Below are 20,311 nucleotides of genomic sequence, written 5' to 3' on the forward strand. Positions count from 1 at the left end.
GCCCGCACGTTTTATTTGTTCACATATTTGTAGAGCTGCCAGAGCAGGCTGCAGGCATATCCGCGGTCGAGCGCCTGCGTGGGATAGGCGTTCCCGTCGTAGAGGTCGAGGATTCCGTAAGCCGAAAGATTCACATAGCTCTCCAGCGCCCAGCTCGGGATGGTGTCCCGGTCCCCGATCTGCAGGTTGTATTTGAGGATGTCCCCGATCTGCGCCGCGCGCTCGCACAGCACCACCGCCTCGGCCCTGGTGGGCACCGTCTCGGTGTCGAAGGCCTCCTCGGTCACGATCCCGCACTCGATCGCGCGGCTGAGATAGGGCTTGAGCCAGAGCGGGATGGCGCCGTCATTCTGCAGCCCGGTGTTGACGCAGGGGGTGAAGCCCTGGTCCTTGCCGAGCGCCGCCAGGAGCATGACGACATACTCCCCGCGGCTGACCTGGCGCTGCGGATAAAAGAGCAGGTGCTCCCCCACCTGCTCGCCGCCGAGCACCCCGGCCTGGGCGAGCTTGATGGCGCTGTACTCATAGGGGTGGCGGTCCATGTCGGCAAAGTAGGGCGCGCCGCTCCCGCGCCGGATGGAAATTGCCGCGACCGCCTCGTTCGAGCGGTTTCCGTACCGGTCCATCGCCTGCGCGCTGAAGCTGTCCTCGCCCCGCTGCCCGGGATAGGGGGTATAGACGAAGCTGGTCCCGTCAAAGGCAACCGAGCCCTTTTTCGGCGGCTGGCAGATTAATATCTCGACCTCGTCCCCCTCGGGGTCGAAGGCCGACAGGTTGCCGTAAACCGGTACGTTTTCAATTGTTTCATAGAGCGCCCCCTGCAGCCGCGGGGCCCCGTTATAAACGCTTGCGGCCGGCTGCCCGGTCATGAGGCAGAGGCCCAGGGCGCACAGTAAGGACCAAATTTTTTTCATTTCGCCGTTTCTCCTATTACAAAAAGAATCGGTATTAGTTTATTCCCGCAGCGCCGGTTCATAAGTAAGGATTTTTGGATAACTTCTTTCCAAAAGCTGTGCGGCTTTGCAAATGAAAACGACCGCAAGAAACGATTTCTTGCGGTCATAATTTTCTTTTATTGATCTTTTGAAAGGGCCAAACCCGTTCGATTGCCCCCTCTTTATTCCAATTATATCCTGTCCTTCCGCTATTTTCAAGGGAAACTTCTCTTTTTCACCCTCTTCCCCACCGGCCGCGACCAACAGAAATCGTTGCTATAGGTCTTATTGTATAAGGAGGGTTTTCCATGAAAAGATATGCCTTTTCCTGCTGCCTGTTGCTCGCGTCCCTGTTTTTGGCGCTCCCGTGCGCGGCGGCCAGGGACGGGGTGACGGTGGCGGTGCAGGGCGGCTACCAATGCGAATACGGGGTGGATATCCCCTTCACCCGCTCGGCGCGCACCAGCGACTACACCTTCGCCATCTACGCCGGGGATACGCCCGAGGTGCAGGCAAACGTCACGGTGACCACCGATTCCCCGGTCGTGGTCCACCTGCCGCTGCGCTACGACCCCGCCGGACCCAGCACCCACACGCTGCAGGTGACCGCCCATGTCGCCGCCGGGCGTCAGGGGCTTGACCGGGAAGCGGCGCTCAGCAGAACCTTCACCACCGCGCCCACCTGCGGTTGTCCCGCTGGGACGGCGGGCGCCTTCTACGTGGGGCACGGGAGCGAAGGGGCACCCTTCCTGGTCGCCTCGACCGATCAGCTCCAACACATCGGCAGCACCGCCCACCTGCAAAAGAAAAGCAGCTTTTTGCAAACCGGGCACCTTGACTTTGAGGGGCAAACCGTCGAATCGATCGGTTCGCTTTATTCTCATTTCCTGGGTCATTACAACGGAAACGGATACACGGTTTCCAACCTGAACCTTCAAAACGCTGATGCCAACGGCCTGTTCGGCTACCTGCAGGAGGCCACGATCGAAAACCTGGGCGTGGTTGGGGCGACGGTTCCCAGCGGCGGGGCCGGCGGGCCCATCGCCGGAGTAGCGGAAAACTCGACGATCCGCCGCTGCTGGACCAAGGGCTGCACCGTCTCCCAAACCACCTTCGGCGGGCACGCCGGGGGACTCGTCGGTCTGCTCTACTCTTCGAGCGTGGTGCAGGACTGCTATGTGCAAAACATCACGGCCACGGCCGACACCGATGCGGCTGGGCTGCTGGGCATGACCGGGGAGGTCGGCGCGGCTGTCTCGGCCTCCAACTGCTATGTGGACGGGATGACGCTCAGCGGTATGAGCTGCGGCGCGACCATCGGCTGCTGGTTCGCGCCCAGCGGCAGCTACCCCACGCTCTACTGCCTGGACAGCGTCTCCTACCCTCTCTATGGGCGCAACAATCAAACCAGCGGGGTGACGGGCACCAAGGTCCCCGCCCTGACGCCCTCGTATCTTTCCGGCTTCGACTTCACGGGCGTTTGGGAAATGAAAGACGGCCTGCCCCGCCTGCAAGTGGAGCAGCCCCTTTCTTAAAAACCAGGGCCCCGGCCGGCCCCAAACGACAAAAAACCGGCGCCGTCAAACAATCCGGCGCCGGGTTTTATTTTGCTCCACCTGTTATCGGGGCTCCACGATCAGCTTGATGGCAGTGCGCTCCTCGTTGTCGATCACCACGTTGGCAAAGGCCGGGATGCAAATCAGGTCGATCCCGGACGGGGCGAGATATCCCCGCGCGATGGCCACCGCCTTGACCGCCTGGTTGGAGGCGCCTGCGCCCACCGCCTGCACCTCGACCGCGCCCTTTTCCCGGATGACCCCGGCAATGGCGCCCGCGACAGAATTCGGAACCGATCTTGCTGAAACCTTTAGAATCTCCACAATAAACGCTCCTCTACAAAACAACTGTCATGTATTTTGTCATGCTCTTTCTGAAACGATTGCCGCATTTCATGATCATATTGTATAACAAATACATGGGGTTTTCAAGCGTTTAAGGGAATTTAATACAATAATTATATATCTACACGATAAATTTTAGTTGTTTTGCCGGAATTATTGTCAATCTCAGCCACGATCGCATTGATAACGACGTCCTCCGGGTCGTTCTCGAACCGGGTGGGCAGATGGGTGCGCATGCGGTGCAGCGCCAGCTCCTTCTTGACGCCGAGCACCGAGTTGCGCCCGCCGCACATCCCGAGGTCGGTGACGTACCCCGTCCCGCCGGGCAGGATGCGCGCGTCCGCGGTGGGCACATGGGTATGGGTGCCCGCGACCAGCGAGACCCGCCCGTCGAGATAATGCCCCATGCAGAGTTTTTCGCTGGTGGCCTCGGCGTGGAAGTCCAGGATGATGTGCGGGGTGCGGACTCCCTCGAGCGCCTCGTCGACCGCGTCGAAGGGGTTGCGGATGCCGTCGAGGTAGACCGTCCCCTGCAGGTTGATCACGCAGACCGAAAACGGGGGATGGTCAATGAAATACATGCCGCCCCCCGGCGCGCCCTTGTCGTAGTTATAGGGCCGGATCACGCAGGGGGTGCTCTCGAGATAGTCATAAATCTCCCGGCGGCGCAAGGCGTGGTTGCCGGTGGTCAGCACGTCGCACCCGCTGTCCAGCAGCTCCTTGGCCGAGTGGGGCAGGATCCCGTTGCCCTCGGCGCTGTTTTCGCCGTTGGCGATCACAAAGTCGATCCCCTCCTTGCGCTTAAAGGAGGGCAGGTACTGACGCACCCGCTCGCATCCAGCGCGCCCGACCACGTCCCCGATCATCATTACCCGCATTCTGTCGCTCCCCGCCGCGCAAAGGCGCGGTCGCCGCTCTTGTGGCCAGCGGCCGGCCAGATTTTGTCCTTCGTTATTTTGCCCCGACAGAGCGCGCATACGCCTCCCGCATATCCTCCGGCAGCGGGGCGGTGACGCAGAGACGCTCCCCGCTCACCGGATGGGTGAAGCGCAGCTGCCAGCAGTGAAGCGCCTGCCGCCCGATCAGTTCGCTCCCGCTGCCATACATCGGGTCTCCCAGCACCGGGTGGCCGATATAAGCCATATGCACCCGGATCTGGTGGGTGCGCCCGGTGAGCAGGCGAAACTGCAAAAAGCTATAGCCGTTCCCCGTCTGGAGCACGCCGTATTCGGTGATGGAAACCTGCCCGCGCTCATCCACCGTCCGGCGGATGTCCACCGGGTCGGGGCGGTATATTTTCGCCTCGACCCGCCCGTCGCCGCGAAGCTCGCCGCAGACCAGCGCGCGGTAGCTCTTCTCGAAATTCCCGGTGAGCCGGGAGGCGGCATACTGGTTCTTGGCCACCAGAACGCAGCCGCTGGTATCCCGGTCCAGGCGGTTTAAAGCCCGCAGCCGCCCGGGCGCGCCCGCGCGAAGGCAGTGGGCGGCATAGACGTTTTCCAGCGTGTCGCTTGCGTGCCCGCAGCTGGTGTGCACCGGCATGCCGGGGGGCTTGTTATAAACCATCAAATCCTCGTCCTCGTAAAGGATCTCCACCCTGCGGTTGCTGCAGAGCACCGCGCGCTCCTCCTCGCAGAAGGCGACGCTCAGGGTGTCCCCCGCGCGCAGCAGGTCGACGGTGCGCACATGCTCCCCGTTTCGCCGCAGGCCCAGGGGATGCTGCTTGAGCTTCGTGACGGTGCGGTTGGAGAAGCCGAGCTGCCGCCGCAGATAGGTCTTGACCTGGGTGCTGTCGTACCCGGGCTCGATGGTAAAGTGCAGCTCCCTCATTCGTTCTCCTTGCATTTGCGCAGCAGCGAGCCGGGCGGGAAGGCGTTTTTGCTCGGGATGCTAAGCTCCATGGTGGCGTGGGGGCAGGCCTCGATTGCATTCCCCTCCCCGTCGCGCATGGCCGTCACCCGCAGGGATACCGGGCGCTGACCGGGCTCGAGGACCTCCAGCTCGTCCCCCACCGCGAAGCGGTTGCGCTGGGAAAGCGAGAGCCAGCCGTCCCGCCAGCCGGTGACGACGGCGGCCACCTCCCATCTGCTCACATAGCCGCCTGACTCATAATACTGCCCCTGCTGCGGCACGCCGAAATAAAAGCCGGTGCAGTAGTCCCGGTGCCGCACCCGCCTCGTCTCCTCCACGATCCACTGCGGCAGCTCGTAGTGCCCGGGGTTCTTCCCCAGCTCCCCCAGCGCCGCGCGATAGGCGGCGGTGATCACCGCGACATAGTAGGCGCTCTTGTTGCGCCCCTCGATCTTAAAGGAGGACACCCCCGCCGCCGCGAGCTTGTCCAGATGCTCGATCATGCACAGGTCCCGGGCGTTGAAGATGTAGCTGCCGCTCTCGTCCTCAAAGATGGGGAAATATTCCCCCGGCCGCTTCTCCTCCATCAGACGGTAGCTCCAGCGGCAGGGCTGCGCGCATTGGCCGCGGTTGCCGTCCCGCCCGGTCATATAATTGGAGAGCAGGCACCGCCCGGAAAAGGACATGCACATCGCCCCGTGCACGAAGCATTCGAGCTCGAGCTCTTGCGGAGTCTTCTCCCGGATGACCCGGATCTCCTCGAGCGAGAGCTCCCGGGCCAGGACCACCCGCTTGGCGCCCAGCGCATGCAGCTCGCAGGCCGCGCGCCAGTTGACGATCCCGGTCTGGGTGGACATGTGCAGCTCCACCTGCGGAATCAGCCGGCGCGCCGCCATCATCACCCCGATGTCGGCGACGATCAGCCCGTCGGCCCCGCTCTCCCCCACAAAGCGCAGGTAGTCCCCGATCCCGTCCGCTTCATCATTACGCGGTAAGGTGTTGCAGGTGAGGTAGACTTGCACGCCGTTCTGGTGGCAATACGCCACCGCCTCGGCCACCTGCGTGTGGCTGAAGTTCTTTGGCGCCGAGCGCATGGTATATTCGCTGCTCCCCAGATAGACGGCGTCCGCGCCGAAGCGCACCGCCGCCTCGAGCCGCTCGCGGTCCCCCGCCGGGGAAAGCAGCTCGGGAAGGGAAAGGGTTCGTTCCCGCATGGCGACCTCCCAAGTTTTGATTGATACCCATTATTATAGCAGATCGCCCGGCGGATGGAAAGCGCGCCGGGCATGAAAAAGACCGCAAGCAAGGCCTGCTTGCGGTCATATTATGATGTAAACTCATATAAAGGCGGAGGAAAACCCCCAGACCCTTCCAGTTCTTTCTAAGTATATCCTGTTCTGGCGAAAAATGCAAGGGAATTTGGCGGTTTTCGGCGGGTTCCCGCGAAGAAAACGACCCCAAGAAGGCCTTGCTAACGGTCTTTCTTAAAAGGGGGATTTTCATGAAAACGAAACTGTTTGCCATCATCCTGTCCGCGCTGACGCTGTGCGTCCTGGGCGGATTTTCGTCGGGGGGAAACGGCGGCAGCCCGGAACATCCGAAACCGGATGTTCCGGGCCTGATCGCCGCCGGGGACCGCGAGGCCCTGGGGAGAATCTACACCGCGATGTTTGAGCGCGGGGAGCTCAGCGAGGAGGAATACGCCCTCGCTGAAAAATGGGACTGGATCATTCCGGACGAAGAAAAAATTCCTTTGGATGACTTCTCGATCGGGGAGGTCAGCACCGGGGTGGTGGTACCGTGAAGGAGCTGTTTTCCCGCAGGGCGGTTTGCCTCTCGCTGGCCCTGTCTTTGACCCTCGGGCTCTGCCTGCCCGCCGGAGCTACCCTCGGCGAGAGCGGCGGGGAGCGGGTGCCCCAGGGCGCCGCGCCGCGCAACACCCCGGCGGCGGCCCTCGCGCTTGCGCGCGGCGCGGCCGCCTCGGCCGGGCCGGAGAAGATCTTCATCCCGCTCTCTTCAGGTGATTCGCAGATCGCAAGTTTTCTGGTGACCGCCAAAACCGGGGATGAGCCGCCCATCGCCGGCAGCTACGACCCCGCGAAGGGCCGGGCCGAAATCCCGCTCGTTCCGCCGCCGCAGAGAGATACCGACTACGAGATCACCGTGACCTCGGTTTCCGACCAGCCCGGCCTGCGGGCCCCGGCGACGAAAACGGTGCGCCACACCTACCCGGCGGTGAAGTCGATCACCCTCTCGGGCCCCGCGGCCCTGCGGGCGGGAGAGAGCGCCACGGTGGGCGCGGCGCTCTCTCCCCACCAGGACTATGTTTCCCCGGTGCGCTGGGCAAGCAGCAACGAGGCGGTATTGTCCATCACCCCCGGGGCGAATGACCGCAGCGTTACCGTCAGCGCCCTCAAGGGCGGGACGGCGACCGTCACCGCCAGCATTTACGAGGGCGCCGACACGGTCACCGGCTCGATGAGCGTGACGGTGGTGCCCGCTGGGGGCGGGGGGAGCGAGGGGTCGGCCTTCTGGGTCACCCCTGAGAGCTACACCCTCTTCACCTCCGGGACGGCGGACGAGACCGCCTTCACCGTGGCGGCCCTCTTCTCGCCCGGGGACGAGGCCACCCCGGTGAGCTGGAGCACGGATAAAACCGGGATCGTGGAATTGCAGGAGGTCCCCGGCCAGCCGAATCAGAAACGGGTGGTGGCCAAGGCCCCCGGCAGGGCGACCATCACCGCCGCCACGGCGGGGGGCTTGCCCTCGGACAGCTGCGTTGTTACCGTCTACCAGATCGGGGACGGCAGCGGGAGCGGGGAGGACATCACGGTGAAGCCCCCGGACAACCCCGCCGACGGGAGCTACCAGTACGTGGTGAACGGCAGGCTGGTGCTCTATACCAATGGCACGCCGAATAGCGCCAACCTGAGCGGGAGCATATCGGTCACCCCGTCGCCGCCCAGTCCCCCGCAGCCCGCCTGGGCAAGCGGGAATCCGGGCGTTGCGGCGGTGGACCAAAATGGGAACGTCAGGGCGGTGGCGGCGGGGGGAACGACCGTCACCGCCACGCTGGCGGGGAAGACGGGGAGCATCCCGGTGACGGTCTACACCATCGCAAACGGCAGTCTGAGTATTACCGGGGCAAAGAACCTCGTTCACGACGGCAGTCCGGCGAGCGCGGCGCTCAGCGCCGTCTATTCCGGCCTGCCCAGCGGCGCGCGGCCGCTGACGAGCTGGCAGTCGAGCAACAACGGGGTACTCTCCCTCTCGCCCGCGGCGGGGGGTTCCACCACTGCGGCGGCGCAAGGTAAGGGGACGGCCACCGTCACGGCCAGCGGGGGCGGGCAGAGCGCGACGGCGAACATCAGCGTCGGGCAGGCGGTGACGGGGATCACGGTCAGCGCCGCCACGGCAACCGTCAAGGCCGGGGAAACGACCACAGTGAGCGCGGCGGCCAGTCCCGCGAACGCCGACAACCGGACAATCAACTGGACGAGCAGCAATCCGGCGGTAGCCACGGTAAGCCCCGGCAGCAGCGGCAGCGGGGCGGCCGTCACCATCACCGGCGTGGCGGCGGGGACGGCCACCATCACGGCGACCGCCGCCGGGAACGCCGGGCTTTCCAAAACCGTGACTGTGACGGTGCAGTCAAACACCCCAGTGGACGACAGCGGCACCCCGATGGAGGAGGGCAAGACCGTGAGCTGGGCCGGCAGGAGCTGGTGGGTGGTCGACGACCACGGCGAGGACTTCGGAGGCGACACCGGTTCGGTCGTGCTGTTGGCAAAGTTTGACTCGGCCCAGAGTGCCGGTTGGACAAGCCAGGGTCAAACCCTTTATAACGAGTTTACCACTGAACAAAAGGCAAGATTATCGCAACACAAGGGAATGGCTGCAGATAATACTATCACCGCAAATAAATTTGTATGGCCGCCGAGCGCAATAGAAATTTATGGCAGCAATGGCAAATATACCGCAATCAGTAATGACGACATCCCCAAGCAGTTCAGCTATTTTGCGGATAACGGGGTAACAGTCAGCAACTACGGTTTGGTTAACTCGATATATGGCAGTTCCTACTACCATTGGTTGCGTACAAAGACTGCATCGCAAAAATATGCTCTAGTAGATAAAACCGGTAGTCTATATGATGGATTTACCTATACTTCTCGTCCTGTTCGTTACTGCGTCATCCTCAACCCCTGACGAAACAAAAGCCCCGGCTGTAAAGCCGGGGCTTTCCTTTATCCTTATTGCTGCGAGGACGACCCGTCGTCGCTGTGGTCGATGGTGGTGCCGTAGGCCTCCCCCGCGCTCTGCAGATTGAGGTTGTGCTCCTGCAAGGTGGTGGCGAAGTGGTACTCGTGCTTTTGATCGCTCAGGAAGTAGAAGTAGTTCGTTTCGGCCGGGGCGAGCGCCGCCTTAATGGCGTCGAGCCCGGGATTGTTGATCGGCCCGATGGGCAGCCCCTGGCACTGATAGGTGTCATAGGCCGCGGCCATCTCTTCATTTTTGGATGATAGGTTCGGCTCGATCTCATCGCGCACGTAGAGGTAGGTGGCGTCCGATTCCAGGCGCGGGTACTGGGCAGAATTGCTCAGACGGTTGTGGAAGACCGACGAAATGTCGTACATATACTGCACGTCGCCCGCCTCCTTCTGAATGATCGAGGCCAAGGTCAAAGTCTGATCGAGGGTCATCCCCTGCTTCTTCATCAAGTCGTAAAGGTCTTGGGTCACCCGGGTGTTGAAGACGCTGAGAAACTTGTTGACCACCGACTCGACATTCTCACCCACGTAGAACTGGTAGGTATCCGGGAAGACATAGCCCTCCAGCTTGTGGTAGCGCAGCGGGTCGTCCGGAATCTTATCATAGAATTCATAGCCGTACTGGCTGTCGCTGCCGAAACTGACCGTGTCGGTCACCTTGATGAACTCTTCGGCGCTGCAAACCTTGTTTTCTTCCAGCTTCGTGGCCACCTGGTTGAGGGTCTGCCCCTCGGGGAAGGTGACCCAGACGACCTCCTTTTCGGTGTTGCCCTTGGTCATCATGGTCATGATCTGGTCGTAGGCCATCTTGGTGTTGAGCTCGTAGGTGCCGGGCACATATTCCTTTTTATCCTTAAGCCCGGCATAGAGCTTGAAGGTCAGCGGCTGGGTGATGATCCCGGCCTCCTTAAGCTGCTCGGCGACCTCCCCGACGGTGGCGTTTTCGGCCACCACGAATTCGACCTTCTTATCGGGCTTGTTGATCCCGAGCATGTCGCTCGCGCTCTGCAGCGCGAAGATCGACAGGAAGATGGCGCAGGCCACCGCCCCGGCGACCAGAACCAGTGCCTCCATAAACCGGGAGACCCCGCCTCCGCGCCGGCGGCGCTTTTTTGGGGGCTTCGGCGGCTCGTTTCCTCTGCCGCCGCCCTTCCCGCCGCGCGCGGGCGGCGGGGGCACGGCCCCAAAACCTCCCCCGGCGCTTCCCATCTGGCGCCGGGGCGGCTGCGCGCCCCCCTGGGAAAGCACGGGGGCCGGTGCGGAATCAGGGATCCCCGCGTACTCCTCGCTGTCGATATTGAGCTGAAAGCCCCGTCCCCGCGCACCGGTATTCCCCGAAGCGGCGGGCGGTGCGGCGGTAGCCACCGGGCTTTGCGCGGAGCTGACGGCCTCTTCAAACCCGGCGGGGTTAAAGCCGGCGCTCCCGCCGGTTTTTACGCCGGTATCAAAGCCGTCCGGGTTAAACCCCCGCGGATTCGGCGTGCGCTCGCCAAAGCGCGGCTGCACATCCCCCGGCGCAGGCGCCGGAACTTCCTCCCTGGGCGGCCGCGGGACATATTCCCGCACCGGCTGCCCCGAGGGCACGGGCCGCGCGGAGGGCTGATAGACCCCCCGCTCCGGTTCCATGGTCCGAGGCTGCTGTGCCGCACCCACGGGCGGGGCCTGCCGGCGCAGCGGCTGGTATTCGCCGGAGGGCGTATCCTGGTCGGGCTGCTTATCCAAACTAAAGCTGCGAATCAATTCCTGAAACTCATCCTGCTCACTCATGCTCCGGCTGTCCCTCCTGTCCTGTTGTATTTGCAAAAACGGCGGTAATTCCAAAAAGTACGCCGCAATTTTCCATTGTTTCTATCATACCGCAAAATATGTCAAGAATCAATCGAAGTATGTGAAAAAACTGTTAATTGGGAACCCCTTTTTCCCGCCCCGCATAGGATGGAGCACAGGTATTGCCCGCTTGGGCAGTCGCCTGAAAAGGAACCAAAAATCAAGGAGGTACCAAGATGTTTTGGAATGGATGCGGCGGCTGGGGAGGCTGCTCATGCGGCTACGGCAACTGCGGCGGCTGGGGGTACGGCTGGGGCGGATTCGGGATCACCGGCATCATCGCCATCGTCGTGCTGTTGGTGCTGCTCTGTAACTGAGCCTTTCCCCGCAACATAGAAGCCACGGGGCGCGCAGGCTCTGCCCGCGCGCCCGCGGCGGTTTACTGCTTCTTTTGCCCCGGCTTTTCGTGCGCCGTCCGCCTTTGGGATTCCCCCTTGCGCGGATAGAAAAACCCCTTCTCGCTGACCACCACCGAAACCGAGGCATCGTACCGCCCGTGCGGCAGGAAGCGGTAGAGGTTTTGACGGTAGATGATCCCCACCGTCGCGCCGGGATACTTGCCGAGGAAGCGGTCATAATATCCCCCGCCGTAGCCCAGCCGGTAGCCCTGCCGGTCGTATGCGAGGGCGGGGACCACACAGATGCTGTCCTTGTAGTCCCCCAGCTTCTCGCAGCTGGTCTTGGGCTCGAGCACCCCGAAGGTGCCCTTTTCCAGCTGGTCGAACGAGCTTACATAATAAAAATCCATCAGCCTGGTGCCGTCCACGCACCGGGGCAGCGCCACACGCTTGTGGTGCTGCCAGCAGTACTCGATGATCCCCACGGTGTCCACCTCGATGGGGGTGGACATATAGATCAGCACCGTTTTGGCCCGCTGGAACTGGTAGAGCCGGCACAGCGTTTTTCGGATCTGCCCGTCCATCCCCGCCTTCTGCTCGGGCGCCAGAGAACGGCGGTATTCCTTGACGAGCGCGCGGCGCTCCTTTTTAAATTGCCGGATGTCCCTCATCGGCTCATGACCGCCGCTTTGAGCTTTTCGGCCTCCCCACGCCCCTTGAGGCACTCCACCAGCGCAAGGCCGAAATCGAGCGCCACGCCCATCCCCTTGGCGGTGACGAGCTTGTGGTCCCTCTCCAAAAAGCCGCCGGTCACATCGGCGCCCTCGCAGTCCCCTTCAAAACCGGGGAAGCAGGTGACCCGTTTGCCCCGCAGCAGCCCGCGGTGTCCGAGAATCGAGGGCGCGGCGCAGATCGCGCCGACATAGAGCTCCCGCTCGAAGGCCAGGGTGATAAAATGCTGCACCCGCTCGTCCGCTTCGAGGTTGCGCGTGCCGGGCATGCCGCCGGGCAGGACGATCATCTCGAGTCCCCCGTCGGCGCACGCCTCGATGGTGCGCTCGCAGCTGATCTCGATCCCGTGCGCACCGGCTATTCGGCTGCCGCCCACGCCCACAGCCTTGACCTCCACTCCGGCGCGGCGCAGCAGGTCGAGCGGGACAAGCGCCTCCGCCTCCTCGAAGCCGGGGGCCAAAAACAGATAGACCATACCGCTATCCTCCCTTTCTGTCCGATAAAACTGTCAATCGCCGAGCCAGGTGGCCCGGTATTTTTTTAAGATGATGGCCGGGCGGTAGCTCAGTTTTGCCTTTCGCAGCCCCTCGGCCCCGGTGTCGTCCTCCCGGTTGACATAGGTCACGTCCTTACAAAACGCCCGGCAGAATTCCCGGTTGATCAGCGCGTAAGCCCCCTGCACATCCTGATACGCCTTCTCAATCCGCACGTCGAAGGTGTCCGGCGTGAGGCGCTCGCCCATCGAATAGGCGACGATCCGCCCGCCGGCGCGCAGCAGCCCGCCGCGAAAATCGAGCGCGAAGAAATGCTCGAAGGCATAATCCACCGCGCAGGCCTCCTGGCGCAGGCTCTCGTTTTGATCGCACCCGTAAAGGCGGCACCAATCCTTGTTCATCTCGTAGCATTCGCCGATGTTCTCCTTCGTGATCTCCTCGAAGGACCAGTCGGGGTTCTGCTCGAGAAAGCGGTTGATGTGGTTGCGCTTGGCGTGCAGCTTCTTCCCCGCCAGGGTGCGAAGGCTCTCCGAGAGATAGAGGTACTCCCGCGCGTCGTCGAGCTCCTCATAATGAAACCGCCCCGGGTACAGTTCCTCGAGCTTGGGGCGGCTTTCGTCGTCCACCGCGTAAAAGACGAAGGGCACGCCCTCCTCTTCGCTCTGCGCCTTGAGGCGCCCGATCACCGCATGGAGATCCCCCTCCCCGGCGGGGAAGAGGTAGCTCGGGCTCCCGAGTTCACTGCGCACCACCACGAAGCCGCCGACCTCGGCGGCCGTCTTGCGGTAGACCTCGGCCCATAGGACGGTGCCTGCGAAGGAATATTCGCATCCGCGGTAGCCGCTCTTTTGAAAGAGCCGGTCCACCCAGCCCTTGTCCGAGATGTCGAGGGTCTTGAATGTAATCAAATTTCTCAGGCCTTCCCTCTGAAAATGAGGGCTCAGCCGAGCACCGCCGCCGTAAGCGCGCGCACCTGGCGCGCGATGTCCTCCACCGGCAGGGGGGTGAGCGCCGCCTCGTCGAAGCAGCGCACCACCTCCCAATGAAGCCCCTTAGCCGCGTAGAGCGCCGCCTCGCGGCAGCGCGTCAGGTATTCGGTGTTGCCCTCATGGATATCCCGCTTCCCCTCATCCCCCTGGTAGCGCCTGAGCAGCAGCTTCTGGGAGACGGCGGGGTGCATGTCGAGATAAACCACTAAATCTGGTTTTGGCATTCCGAGCCTGACATATTCATAGTCGCAAAGCCACCCGGCAAAGTTTTGCCACTCGGCCTTCGGCAGCTTTGTCATCTGGTGGGTGATGTTCGAGGTGACGTACCGGTCGGCCAGGAGAATCTTCCCCTCCCGGTAGTCGCGCTCCCAATCCTGTTTGAAGCTGATATAGCGGTCCACCGCGAAGAAGCTGGAGGCCGCATAAGCACCCACCGCCCCGGGGTCGGGGCTGATCTGCCCGCCGAGGTACATGCGCAGCGGCGCACTGGACTCGCTTTCATAATTTGGAAAGGAGATCTTGCGCACCGGCAGCCCCCGGCCCCGTAAATATTCCTCGAGCAGGGCGGTCTGGGTGCCCTTGCCCGAGCCGTCGATCCCCTCGATGGCGATCAGTCTGCCCATGCGCTCACTTCCCCCTTAGCTCCCCGCGCAGGAGCCGGTATTTTTCCTTGACCGCGGCCATCTGCCCGCAGGACATCTTCCCCTCCGGGCAGGGCCCGTCGGCGCAGGGCGGGCCGGCGTGCGCGAAGAGCACCGGGGCGACCGCGTAGACCAGGCGGTACATTTGCTCGGCCACCGCCCGGATCTCCCACTGGGCGCGGCTGCACAGCCGCTGCTTAAAAAAGTTGTGCAGGCTCCGGGCGTTCATGGTGACCACCATGCGGGTGTCGCAGGCGTTCGGGAGCACAAAGCGCGCGTCCTCGATCGCCATCTTTGCCGCCTTGCGCCCGGCCTCTTTGGGGTCCATGCCGCCCTGTACCAGCTCCCGCTCGTGCTTCTCCTTGAGCAGCGAGGTGAGGGTCTCATAGCTTTTCGCGCATTCATCCATGATCCGCCCGTACTCCGCCGCCGCCTCTGGAATCCCGGCAATCTCGGGCGGGGTGACGTAATCGAATCCCTGCTTCTCCACATACCGCTGGCTCTGCACGCTGTAGGAGGCCAGCCGGTGGCGGGTGATCTGCGCGAGGAAGGCCCGCGAGACCCCCTCGATCCCGAAGGTGAAGCTGGCGTGCTCGATGGGGCTCTCGTGCCCCAGGTCGGAGAGCATCTCCACAAAATCGTTCGCCTTGTGCTCATCCAGGTTGTCGAGCAGGGTCTCGATTCCGCTGCGGCTGTAACAGAGCTTGGCCGCGGCGGCCACGGTGCGCACCGGATCGGGGGTATAAGAAATCAACGTGACAATCGGCATATTGGACCTCCTCCTTTTGATCGCTATTTGCGCAGGTCGGCGGCAAATTGCGCCACCTCCCGCAGCCGCTCGGGGATGTTGATCCCCTGCGGGCAGAGCGGCACGCATTTTTTACAGTTTTTACAGCTCTGCGGCCCATGGCCCTCATCCTGTTTGCGCCCGTACCAGGCGAGGTATTCGTCCTTGTTGCCCAGCAGGTGGTACTTGCCGTAGTGCTCGAACTGGTCCGGGATCTGCACCCCGAACGGGCAATCCATGCAGTAGCCGCAGCCGGTGCAGGGGATCTGGAACTTCTCCACCAGCCGGCGGCGCACCGCGTCCACCGCCGCGCGCTCCTTACCATCCAGCGGCTCACGGGGCGAGAAGGAAGCGACGTTGTCCTCCATCTGGGCCATGTTGGACATGCCGGAAAGGACGATGGTCACCCCCGGCAGGTCCCCCAGCCAGCGCACCGCCCAGCTCGCCTGGGAGCGGGCGGGGTCGAGGTCCGTCAGCTCCCCCACGATGTCCGGCGGTAGCTCGGCCAGGAGCCCCCCGCGCACCGGCTCCATCACCACGCAGGGGATGTCCTTTTTCAGCACGGTTTGATAGAGTTTCTCCCCTTCGAGCTGCTCCCAGTCGAAGTAGTTGAGCTGGATCTGCACGATGTCCCAGTCGAAACTCTGCATAATCTGCTCGAACACCTCGGGGGTGTCGTGGAAGGAGAAGCCGAGCTTGCGGATTTTTCCGAGGCGCTTTTGCTCGGTGAAAAACTCGAGCATGTGCAGCCGGCGCACCTTCTCCATGCGCTCGGCGCTCAGCGCGTGCAGGAGATAGACGTCGAAATAGTCCACCCCGCAGTTTTTAAGCTGCTCGGCGAAAATCCGCCCGAGGTCCTCCTCGCTCTCGCACAGCCAGACGGGGAATTTGTCGGTGAGCAGGTATTCCTCCCTCTTGTGGCGCCCGAGCGCCTCGCCCAGCGCCTGCTCGGCCGTATGGTCGTGGTAGGGGTAGGCGGTGTCGAAGTAGTTGGCGCCGTGCGCGATGGCGTAGTCCACCATCCGCCCGACCTGCTCACGGTCGATCGAGGAGGAAACCTGTGGGTCCAGCAACGGGAAGCGCATGCCGCCCACTCCGAGGCGCGGCAGGGAAAAGTCCCAATTTTTCGGTGTGATTCGTTCCATATCGCTCATCCGCCTTTCCGCATAGTACGTTTGTCACAATTCGCACCAATCATATCATAAAAGCGGCGTTGATTCAATCTCCGCGCAGAATGTAAAGCCCCAAACCAGTCCCGCGGGACCGCTTTGCGAATGAAGGAGGTTTCATGGGGAAACCGGCAAGGCAAGGCCCAGTGTGCGGCGGTTTCCGGCTGCTCCATGTATGGTGAACAAACTGTGAATATTGGTTTTATGGGCGTGAAAGGTTGATTTTGAGCGGTTTTTATTATACAATAAACTAGCTTTCTTCCGACTTGCAGCCATTTGAAAGGAGCCCAAAGCCCATGCATGATTTCCCGATCCTGATCGCCCCCTCCATCCTTTCCTGCGACTTCGCCGCCATGGGCGAGGATTGCCGCGCCATGGAGCGCGCGGGCGCCGACTGGCTGCACGTCGACGTGATGGACGGCCACTTCGTCCCGAACATCTCGATCGGGGTGCCGGTCGTAAAAAGCCTGCGCCCGGCGGTAAAGCTGCCGCTGGACGTGCATCTGATGATTTCAAAACCGCTCGATTACCTCGGGGCCTTCCTGGACGCCGGCGCCGACCTGATCACCTTCCACATCGAATCCGAGTCCGAACCGGCGCTGGCCATCGCCACGATAAGGAAGCGCGGCAAGCGGGCGGGGCTTGTCCTGAAGCCCGCCACGCCGGCCGAGCGGGTCTTTCCCTTTCTGCCGCTCATCGACGTCGTGATGGTGATGACGGTCGAGCCGGGCTTCGGCGGGCAGAAATTTATGCCCGGCATGCTTCCAAAAATCGAGGCGCTGCGAGAGGAAGCGCAGCGGCAGGGCCTCCCCCTTCACATCGAGGTGGACGGCGGGATCGACCCCACCACCGCGCCCTTGGCGGTGCGCGCCGGGGCCGACGTGCTGGTCGCGGGCAGCGCGCTCTTTTCAAAGCCCGATTACGCCGGAGCGGTCCGCGATCTGCGCGCCGCGGCCGAAGCCGGCCGCGGTTTATAGGTACCGGGAGACCGCGTCGATGGCGTCCCCGCAGCGGATCGGCTTCGCGTGCTCGCAGACCAGCTCCTCGAGCAGCTCGCCCCGGCCGAGATAGCCGCCAAATTCTCCCAGCAGCTGGGCTGCCCCGGCGCGGGGCCCGTCGATCGGGGTGACGCTCAGGATATACCCGCCCCGGTAGTACAGCGAAGAGCGGTAAATCCGGTGCGACATGTGGGTGAAGACGGCTTTACACCCCTGCACGAGCTGCGGCAGGCCCGCGAACCAAAACAGGCGCGGGACGAGCTGTCCCTCCTTGATCCGGTAGCGGCTGGGCTCGTGCAGCCCCGAGAGGACGAGCTCACACCCGCCCGACTCCCCGAGCGTCGCCTCGATGAGGACGCGCTGCCCGACGCCGTGCAGGCCGGTTTTCTCCTGCAATTGCCAAAGGAGGGCGCCCAGGGCCTTTTGCAGCCCCTCCCCGCCCAGCAAAAGTTCTTCATAGCTCAGCCCCAGGGCGGTCATTTCGCTTTGCTTCAGGGTCACGCGCACCCGGCCGCCCTCAAACGGTTCGATCTTCATCTATCTGTTCCTTTCGCCCCAGGCGGCTTTGCTGCCGCCGGGCCATGTGATATTGCAGTAATAAAGGAGGCGTCGCTTTGGCGTTTCATTTTCTATCAAAAGGGCTGGTGCTCGAGCAGCACAAAGAGCCCGCCCTCTCGCGGGATTTGCGGGAGCTGATCGTCCCCGGCAGCGCGCGGCCTCTGCCGCTTCCAAAAGCTGAAGACCCGGCAGCGCTTTCCCCCGAGGAGATCATCGCCTTTGCCGATGCCGCGGGAATCATCGACGAGCGCGACTCGCTCCCGCTGGGGGAGAAGCTGCGCGCGGCGCGGCGCGACGGCGGCACCGCTATGGTGGTGGCCGACGCCATCGACGACGAGCCCTATGTCTCCAGCCAGCTCGGCCCGCTCTTCAAGCTCTCCTCCCAGGCGGTGGGCGGCCTGCTCTTCGCGGCCAAGGCCGCCGGGGCGCAGGAGATCATGATCGGGGTATACAAAAACGTCTACGATCTCCGCCTGCGGATCCCCAATACATTGTATGGCGTCAAAATAAAAAGGATTACCGGAAAATATCCGGCCGAGGCGCGCTCCTCCTTCCCTGAGTGCGGGGAAGGGGTGCTGCTCGTCGGGGTCTGCGCCCTGATCCACCTCTACCGGGCCATCCACAACCACACCGCCCAGACCACCAGCTTTCTCACCGTGGCGGGCAACTGCGTGGCCAACCCCGCCAACCTCGAGGCCACGAACGGCCTGAGCGTCTGGCAGGCGCTCGAGCGCTGCGGGCTGCTCGAGGAGCCGGCGCGGGTTGTCATCGGCGGACCGATGACCGGCATGAGCATCCTCGACCCCGCGCACACCCCCATCAGCGCGACCACCCGCGCGGTGCTGGCCTTCCTAGACAACCCGCGCGAGCGGCACTACAGCTGCATCGGCTGCGGAAAGTGCGCCAGCGTCTGCCCGCAGGAGCTCTCCCCGCTCTTCCTTTACAAGTCCTCCAAGCAAAAATTGGTCGGGATGCTGCGCTTTTACGACGTGGAGCGCTGCATTGGCTGCGGGACCTGCAGCTACGTCTGCCCGGCTAAGCTCGAGCTCTCGGCCGAGATCCTGAGCGCCAAGCGGCTGGTGGAGGGGCTGGATAAAGCACAGCCGCAAACGCAGCCCCAAGAGGGGACACAGGAGGATCAAAATGATACTCAAAGCGTATAACCCGCCGCATATCCGAAAGCGGGACTCCAACCGCTCGATGATGGACGACGTGCTGATCGTCCTAATCGCGCTCTACCTGATGGCCTTCTATTATTACGGGCCGCGCGCGTTGCTGCTCGGTCTGCACGCGGCCGGGGTCTCCATCGTCTGCGACCTTGTCTGCAAGCTGCTGCTGCGCCAGAAGCTGAGCCTGCGGGACCATTCCTCTCTGGTGACGGCCCTGCTCCTCCCGCTGCTGCTGCCCGCCTCGGTGGACTACGCCGTGGTGGCGGTGGCGGTGGCCTTCGCGCTGGTGGTGGTCAAATACCCCTTCGGCGGGGTGGGCCACAACCTTTTTAACCCCGCCGCCGGGGGCTTCGCCTTCGTGGCCATCTGCTTTCCCAAGGCGGTCTTTTCCTACCCGGTTCCGCTCGAAGCGCTGAACGCCTTCGGCAGCTTCACCGGGCGGCTGGTCACCTCGGCCTCCTATACCCTCAAGGCGGGCGGCGTGCCCACCGGCGGGGATTTCCTGAGCATGCTGCTGGGCAACACCCCCGGGCCGATGGGCGCGACCAACGTACTGGTGGTCTGCGCCTGCCTGCTCTATCTTGTCGTGCGCGGCTCGGTGCACTGGCAGATGCCGCTGTGCTTCCTCGGCACCTGCGCGCTTTGGGCCGGGCTGTTTCCGCGCGCGCCCATCCCGGGGGGCGCGTCGGTGATCTACGAGCTCTTCTCCGGGTGCCTGATCATGGGGGCCGTCTTCATGCTCACCGACCCGGTCACCTCCCCCAAGCGCGCGAGCGCCTGCGTGGTCTATGCCGTGTTTGCCGGGGTGATCACCATGCTGTTCCGGCGCTTCGGCGGCTTTGAGGAGTCCTTCGCCTTCTCGCTGCTGCTGTGCAACGCCCTGGCGCCGATCTTCGATTATCTGGACGAATTATTCTACCGCGCGGTAAGGAGGGGTCGCTTTGTACCTGCAAAGAACAAGAAAGCATAACCGCCTTGTCCGCCGCTTCTCGGGGCTCTTTTTCGACAACCCCGTGCTCTCGCTCGGGCTGGCGCTGCCGCTGGCCATCAGCGCGACCAACTCCCTGCAGGGCGCCTTCTGCGTGATGATCGGCATGTGGGCGACCACCCTGCCGGTCATGCTCTTCTCCTCCCTGCCGCCGGTGCGCCGTTTCCTGCCGTTGTGGGCACGCTTCCCGGTCTATGTGCTGCTGGCGGTGGCGATCCTCATCCCGGTGGAGCTGCGCCTCTCCCCCATCTTCCCGGTGGTGCTCAACTCCCTTGGCGTCTACTTCCCGATCATCGCGGTCAACACCATCATGCTCTACCGCTGCGAGCACGTCGGGGTGCGCTGCGGCGTTCTGCACACCCTCATCGACGGGGTGCTCCATCTGCTGGGCTTCTCGGTGGTGATGGCCCTGCTCGCCTGTGTGCGCGAGCTCTTCGGCTACGGCTCCGTCTGGGGGATCCCGGTCGCGGGGATCACCTTTAAGCTGAGCGGGCTGCTCATCCCCTTCTCGGGCTGTATCCTCCTCGCCTTCCTGGCGGCGGGCAGCCGCTATATCGGGCGGCTTTGGCGGGTGCGTAACTACCGCGCCGACCTGCGCGACAGCCAGACCCCCGCCGAGGGGGAGGACGAGGACCTCGACGACGATCTCTTGATTTAGAAATG

21 protein-coding genes are annotated in these 20,311 nt (G+C 63.1%); 8 read left to right on the top strand and 13 right to left on the bottom strand.

Going from position 1 to position 20,311, the window contains the following annotated elements; genetic code table 11:
* Positions 1 to 11: 11 nt before the first annotated feature.
* Entirely contained in the window at positions 12 to 914 is a 903-nt protein-coding gene (locus tag B5477_RS11460) for an Ig-like domain-containing protein (RefSeq protein ID WP_079699811.1), read from the bottom strand.
* 329 nt (positions 915 to 1,243) lie between these two features.
* Between B5477_RS11460 and B5477_RS11465 the strand changes: the two genes are divergently transcribed.
* The gene (locus B5477_RS11465; RefSeq protein WP_079699812.1) at positions 1,244 to 2,470 is read left to right on the top strand and encodes a hypothetical protein; all 1,227 of its coding nucleotides are present in this window, start codon (positions 1,244 to 1,246) and stop codon (positions 2,468 to 2,470) included.
* A gap of 84 nt (positions 2,471 to 2,554) precedes the next feature.
* On the opposite strand, the gene B5477_RS11470 is transcribed toward B5477_RS11465, so the two are convergent.
* The 4 genes from B5477_RS11470 to B5477_RS11485 form a co-directional block, all read right to left on the bottom strand.
* Complete coding sequence (locus tag B5477_RS11470; protein WP_079699813.1) at positions 2,555 to 2,815, bottom strand: stage V sporulation protein S; 261 nt, start codon at positions 2,813 to 2,815, stop codon at positions 2,555 to 2,557.
* 134 nt (positions 2,816 to 2,949) lie between these two features.
* Positions 2,950 to 3,714, bottom strand: a complete 765-nt coding sequence (locus B5477_RS11475; protein WP_079699814.1) for a TIGR00282 family metallophosphoesterase — start codon at positions 3,712 to 3,714, stop codon at positions 2,950 to 2,952.
* 73 nt (positions 3,715 to 3,787) lie between these two features.
* Positions 3,788 to 4,666: an RluA family pseudouridine synthase gene (locus tag B5477_RS11480; protein ID WP_159449021.1), complete on the bottom strand. Its 879-nt coding sequence runs from the start codon at positions 4,664 to 4,666 to the stop codon at positions 3,788 to 3,790.
* Positions 4,663 to 5,901, bottom strand: a complete 1,239-nt coding sequence (locus B5477_RS11485; RefSeq protein ID WP_079699816.1) for a peptidase U32 family protein — start codon at positions 5,899 to 5,901, stop codon at positions 4,663 to 4,665. The genes B5477_RS11480 and B5477_RS11485 overlap by 4 nt, the downstream gene beginning before the upstream one ends.
* Positions 5,902 to 6,188: 287 nt before the next feature.
* Here B5477_RS11485 and B5477_RS11490 point away from each other — a divergent pair, with 287 nt between their 5' ends.
* Both B5477_RS11490 and B5477_RS11495 read left to right on the top strand, forming a co-directional pair.
* Positions 6,189 to 6,491 carry a hypothetical protein gene (locus B5477_RS11490; RefSeq protein WP_079697912.1) on the top strand — a complete coding sequence of 101 codons (303 nt, stop codon included), beginning with the start codon at positions 6,189 to 6,191 and terminating at the stop codon, positions 6,489 to 6,491.
* Entirely contained in the window at positions 6,488 to 8,896 is a 2,409-nt protein-coding gene (locus B5477_RS11495) for an Ig-like domain-containing protein (RefSeq protein WP_079699817.1), read from the top strand. Before B5477_RS11490 ends, B5477_RS11495 begins: the two co-directional genes overlap by 4 nt.
* A 44-nt stretch (positions 8,897 to 8,940) precedes the next feature.
* On the opposite strand, the gene mltG is transcribed toward B5477_RS11495, so the two are convergent.
* Positions 8,941 to 10,725, bottom strand: coding sequence for an endolytic transglycosylase MltG (gene mltG / locus B5477_RS11500; protein WP_079699818.1), 1,785 nt, complete (start codon positions 10,723 to 10,725; stop codon positions 8,941 to 8,943).
* Positions 10,726 to 10,961: 236 nt separating this feature from the next.
* Here mltG and B5477_RS14940 point away from each other — a divergent pair, with 236 nt between their 5' ends.
* Positions 10,962 to 11,102 carry a sporulation protein YjcZ gene (locus tag B5477_RS14940; protein ID WP_117508026.1) on the top strand — a complete coding sequence of 47 codons (141 nt, stop codon included), beginning with the start codon at positions 10,962 to 10,964 and terminating at the stop codon, positions 11,100 to 11,102.
* Between the two features lie 62 nt (positions 11,103 to 11,164).
* Here the strand turns inward: B5477_RS14940 and B5477_RS11505 are convergent, their stop codons facing one another.
* The 6 genes from B5477_RS11505 to B5477_RS11530 are packed head-to-tail and all read right to left on the bottom strand — an operon-like array spanning position 11,165 to position 15,911.
* A complete protein-coding gene (locus tag B5477_RS11505; protein ID WP_079699819.1) occupies positions 11,165 to 11,794 on the bottom strand; it encodes a 5-formyltetrahydrofolate cyclo-ligase in 630 nt (209 codons plus the stop codon).
* Positions 11,791 to 12,330 carry a DJ-1 family glyoxalase III gene (locus tag B5477_RS11510; protein ID WP_079699820.1) on the bottom strand — a complete coding sequence of 180 codons (540 nt, stop codon included), beginning with the start codon at positions 12,328 to 12,330 and terminating at the stop codon, positions 11,791 to 11,793. The genes B5477_RS11505 and B5477_RS11510 overlap by 4 nt, the downstream gene beginning before the upstream one ends.
* Positions 12,331 to 12,363: 33 nt before the next feature.
* Entirely contained in the window at positions 12,364 to 13,257 is an 894-nt protein-coding gene (locus B5477_RS11515) for a DUF2156 domain-containing protein (protein WP_079699821.1), read from the bottom strand.
* Between the two features lie 32 nt (positions 13,258 to 13,289).
* Positions 13,290 to 13,961 (bottom strand): dTMP kinase, encoded by a 672-nt coding sequence (locus B5477_RS11520; protein WP_079699822.1) that lies wholly within the window; start codon positions 13,959 to 13,961, stop codon positions 13,290 to 13,292.
* Positions 13,962 to 13,965: 4 nt separating this feature from the next.
* Positions 13,966 to 14,748 carry an FAD-dependent thymidylate synthase gene (gene thyX, locus B5477_RS11525; protein ID WP_079699823.1) on the bottom strand — a complete coding sequence of 261 codons (783 nt, stop codon included), beginning with the start codon at positions 14,746 to 14,748 and terminating at the stop codon, positions 13,966 to 13,968.
* Between the two features lie 23 nt (positions 14,749 to 14,771).
* Positions 14,772 to 15,911: an aldo/keto reductase gene (locus B5477_RS11530; RefSeq protein ID WP_159449022.1), complete on the bottom strand. Its 1,140-nt coding sequence runs from the start codon at positions 15,909 to 15,911 to the stop codon at positions 14,772 to 14,774.
* 320 nt (positions 15,912 to 16,231) lie between these two features.
* Between B5477_RS11530 and rpe the strand changes: the two genes are divergently transcribed.
* Complete coding sequence (gene rpe, locus B5477_RS11535; RefSeq protein ID WP_079699825.1) at positions 16,232 to 16,912, top strand: ribulose-phosphate 3-epimerase; 681 nt, start codon at positions 16,232 to 16,234, stop codon at positions 16,910 to 16,912.
* On the opposite strand, the gene B5477_RS11540 is transcribed toward rpe, so the two are convergent.
* Positions 16,907 to 17,470, bottom strand: a complete 564-nt coding sequence (locus tag B5477_RS11540) for a hypothetical protein (protein ID WP_079699826.1) — start codon at positions 17,468 to 17,470, stop codon at positions 16,907 to 16,909. The two genes, rpe and B5477_RS11540, sit on opposite strands and share 6 nt — an antisense overlap.
* Positions 17,471 to 17,547: 77 nt before the next feature.
* On the opposite strand from B5477_RS11540, the gene B5477_RS11545 reads away from it, so the two are divergent.
* Genes B5477_RS11545 through B5477_RS11555 form a run of 3 tightly spaced genes read left to right on the top strand, consistent with a single transcriptional unit; the run spans position 17,548 to position 20,306 of the window.
* Positions 17,548 to 18,654: a 4Fe-4S dicluster domain-containing protein gene (locus B5477_RS11545; RefSeq protein ID WP_079699827.1), complete on the top strand. Its 1,107-nt coding sequence runs from the start codon at positions 17,548 to 17,550 to the stop codon at positions 18,652 to 18,654.
* Positions 18,635 to 19,630 carry an RnfABCDGE type electron transport complex subunit D gene (locus B5477_RS11550; RefSeq protein WP_079699828.1) on the top strand — a complete coding sequence of 332 codons (996 nt, stop codon included), beginning with the start codon at positions 18,635 to 18,637 and terminating at the stop codon, positions 19,628 to 19,630. The genes B5477_RS11545 and B5477_RS11550 overlap by 20 nt, the downstream gene beginning before the upstream one ends.
* Positions 19,602 to 20,306 (top strand): Rnf-Nqr domain containing protein, encoded by a 705-nt coding sequence (locus B5477_RS11555; protein ID WP_079699829.1) that lies wholly within the window; start codon positions 19,602 to 19,604, stop codon positions 20,304 to 20,306. The genes B5477_RS11550 and B5477_RS11555 overlap by 29 nt, the downstream gene beginning before the upstream one ends.
* The last annotated feature ends 5 nt before the right edge of the window (positions 20,307 to 20,311 follow it).

The organism is Provencibacterium massiliense, from assembly GCF_900169495.1.
GTDB classification, from domain to species: domain Bacteria; phylum Bacillota; class Clostridia; order Oscillospirales; family Ruminococcaceae; genus Harryflintia; species Harryflintia acetispora.

Excerpts from the sequence above, each read along its gene's own strand:
- B5477_RS11485 (WP_079699816.1), bottom strand. The coding sequence starts at position 5,901 with ATGCGGGAACGAACCCTTTCCCTTCCCGAGCTGCTTTCCCCGGCGGGG.
- B5477_RS11465 (WP_079699812.1), top strand. The coding sequence starts at position 1,244 with ATGAAAAGATATGCCTTTTCCTGCTGCCTGTTGCTCGCGTCCCTGTTT.
- B5477_RS11510 (WP_079699820.1), bottom strand. The coding sequence starts at position 12,330 with ATGGTCTATCTGTTTTTGGCCCCCGGCTTCGAGGAGGCGGAGGCGCTT.
- B5477_RS11505 (WP_079699819.1), bottom strand. The coding sequence starts at position 11,794 with ATGAGGGACATCCGGCAATTTAAAAAGGAGCGCCGCGCGCTCGTCAAG.
- B5477_RS11530 (WP_159449022.1), bottom strand. The coding sequence starts at position 15,911 with ATGGAACGAATCACACCGAAAAATTGGGACTTTTCCCTGCCGCGCCTC.
- B5477_RS11520 (WP_079699822.1), bottom strand. The coding sequence starts at position 13,961 with ATGGGCAGACTGATCGCCATCGAGGGGATCGACGGCTCGGGCAAGGGC.
- B5477_RS14940 (WP_117508026.1), top strand. The coding sequence starts at position 10,962 with ATGTTTTGGAATGGATGCGGCGGCTGGGGAGGCTGCTCATGCGGCTAC.
- B5477_RS11490 (WP_079697912.1), top strand. The coding sequence starts at position 6,189 with ATGAAAACGAAACTGTTTGCCATCATCCTGTCCGCGCTGACGCTGTGC.
- B5477_RS11475 (WP_079699814.1), bottom strand. The coding sequence starts at position 3,714 with ATGCGGGTAATGATGATCGGGGACGTGGTCGGGCGCGCTGGATGCGAG.
- B5477_RS11540 (WP_079699826.1), bottom strand. The coding sequence starts at position 17,470 with ATGAAGATCGAACCGTTTGAGGGCGGCCGGGTGCGCGTGACCCTGAAG.
- thyX (WP_079699823.1), bottom strand. The coding sequence starts at position 14,748 with ATGCCGATTGTCACGTTGATTTCTTATACCCCCGATCCGGTGCGCACC.
- B5477_RS11460 (WP_079699811.1), bottom strand. The coding sequence starts at position 914 with ATGAAAAAAATTTGGTCCTTACTGTGCGCCCTGGGCCTCTGCCTCATG.
- B5477_RS11550 (WP_079699828.1), top strand. The coding sequence starts at position 18,635 with ATGATACTCAAAGCGTATAACCCGCCGCATATCCGAAAGCGGGACTCC.
- mltG (WP_079699818.1), bottom strand. The coding sequence starts at position 10,725 with ATGAGTGAGCAGGATGAGTTTCAGGAATTGATTCGCAGCTTTAGTTTG.
- B5477_RS11480 (WP_159449021.1), bottom strand. The coding sequence starts at position 4,666 with ATGAGGGAGCTGCACTTTACCATCGAGCCCGGGTACGACAGCACCCAG.
- rpe (WP_079699825.1), top strand. The coding sequence starts at position 16,232 with ATGCATGATTTCCCGATCCTGATCGCCCCCTCCATCCTTTCCTGCGAC.